This window comes from Desulfofundulus thermobenzoicus (assembly GCF_009428905.1).
GTDB lineage: Bacteria > Bacillota > Desulfotomaculia > Desulfotomaculales > Desulfovirgulaceae > Desulfofundulus_A > Desulfofundulus_A thermobenzoicus.
Genome location: NZ_WHYR01000101.1, coordinates 1 through 2,138 on the forward strand (window position 1 = coordinate 1; position 2,138 = coordinate 2,138).

The window sequence follows — 2,138 nt, forward strand, 5'->3', positions numbered from 1 at the left end:
ATTCCAGGATCAGATCGCTTCTCTTTTTCTCCACCAGGGGAAATTCGATGTTCAATTGCCGGATTACCTGCGTCTTTATCTGGCCGAAAAAGCGGATCAAGTCCTCTTCGCTGTCTGCAAAGAGTTCTTTCATCGTGGTGTCATATTTGTCCTTTGGCATGTCGCCGGTCATCTCTATCACCATCTTCATTTTACCAGGTAGTGGTCCGGGAAGCAATTAAAATAGATACCGCCGGAGGTTGCTTTACCCTGGAACATTTTCGTCCATGGGCGGCCCGGTGGGTGCCCGGGCAAAAGCGGCCCCTTTCCCGCCAGTAAAAATTGGTGTTATTTAACGCAGTTAACCAATTGCCTTTATATGAACTATATGATATTATTTGTAATTGAAGCGGAAAACCGGCCGGCCTGGCAGGCAGTTATTCCATGGCTCCAGATATATCAGATAAATAAGTTGGCTTATACTCTTGTTATAGCCCTCGAAATAGCGCCACCAGGCGCGTATTTAGTTTGTTTGCACTGCAAAAATCTTCTCCCGAACCGTAAACCCTGTGGAACTTTTGGCCGGGAAAAGGTGTCTAACAGGTAAAAGGTTTGGGGGCATTCTTCAGGAGTGGCTTCCCATTGGATGCCGTCAAACAGCTGATAATACGTTCCCAGGGCCGGGACCTGGCGGCCTTTGAGCAGCTGGTGCAGATGTACCAGCAGCGGGTGTATGCTTTGAGCTACCAGCTGGCCGGCAACCATGCCGACGCCCAGGACCTGGCCCAGGAGGTTTTCATCCGGGCCTTCCGCTCCCTGGAAAGTTTCCGTTATGAGGCGGATTTCGGCACCTGGCTGCACCGCATTACCGTGAACCTGTGGCTGAATATGAAACGCCGGCAGGGTAATGTGACCGTCATCTCCCTGGACGAACCGGTACATACCGATGACGGGGAGGTCAGCCGGGAGGTGGCCGCCGGTTCCGGAGACCCGGTGGAGGCGCTGGAGGAAAAGGAATTCCGGGGACTGGTGGGGCGGGCGCTGCAGGAGCTGCCCGCCGAACAGCGGGCGGTGCTGGTATTGCGGGAAGTGGAAGGCTACAGCTACGACGAGATAGCGCGGATGCTGGGCCTCTCCCTGGGCACGGTGAAATCCCGCCTGAACCGGGCCCGGGACGGGTTGAAGAAGGCCGTGACCACCCTGGCCGCCGGAACGGGCGTGACTCTACCCGGGGCCAGAGGTTCTTCCGGTGCGGTGAAGGTTGTAAAAAGCACGGCCGGGCTTGTCCGGAACCGTTAAGAGCCGGTTGGGTCTTGAAACGACTGACTCTGACGGTAAGGCTACGGAGCATGGCAAAAACCTGCTTGTGCTTCCTGACCGGTTGAAGTTGAGGGTAACGCCACGATTGTTCCAGCGGCTCAAGAAGCCGGGGCAAAGAATCCACCGGCCGCAGGGCGGCATTCAGGACTCGTAAACCGGTAGGCACCTGTCCACCGGTACACGGCCCGGAGGACATATCAGGACAGCGCCCATGCGGGGCAGAAGGTGAGCAGCATGAAATGCCGGGAGGCGCGACAACTGTTTTATCCCTGGCTGGACGGGGAACTTTCCGGTAAACAGCAGGCCGAGCTGCAGGAGCACCTGCAGGTATGTGCCGCCTGTGCGGGGGAACTGGCCGGCTGGATGGCCGTCAGCTCCGCTTTAAAGGGCATGGCTGCGGAGGTAACGGTGCCGGCCGGGTTTGCCGCCGGTGTCCTGGACCGGTTGCGGGAGTCCCGGTCTTTCGATATGCCCGCCGCAGCGGTGGCCGGTGAAAGGCCGGCGGCGGTTGGCGGGACGCTGGCCGGGGTGATAGCGGGCGGTGATATGGAACGCACCGCAGCCCCTGCCCACGGAAAGGCGCCCGGCGGCCCCGGCGCCATCCCCGGTGCAGGGACGACACGGTGGACACCGGCCCGGTGGTGGCAGGGCTTGTCCCTTACCTGGCGGCGGGGTGTGGCCGCAGCGGCCGCAGCGGTGCTCCTGCTGGCCGGATCGGCCGGTTTTGCCGCCCGCCAGTGGTGGCCCCCGGCGGGGATATGGGGACCGGCCCTGGTGGCGCAAAATCCGGAGGACCGGGCACCGGTACCCGGCGGCGGTGACGGCGGGGCGGGTGCGGG

The 2,138-nt window shown here is 60.6% G+C and carries 2 protein-coding genes; both read left to right on the forward strand.

The window, feature by feature from the left end; genetic code table 11:
• The first annotated feature begins 621 nt into the window (after nucleotides 1–621).
• Nucleotides 622–1,278: a sigma-70 family RNA polymerase sigma factor gene (locus GFC01_RS17615; RefSeq protein WP_152948453.1), complete on the forward strand. Its 657-nt coding sequence runs from the start codon at nucleotides 622–624 to the stop codon at nucleotides 1,276–1,278.
• Between the two features lie 255 nt (nucleotides 1,279–1,533).
• Nucleotides 1,534–2,138: anti-sigma factor family protein (locus GFC01_RS17620; protein ID WP_243137684.1), on the forward strand; the 605-nt coding region annotated here is incomplete at its 3' end.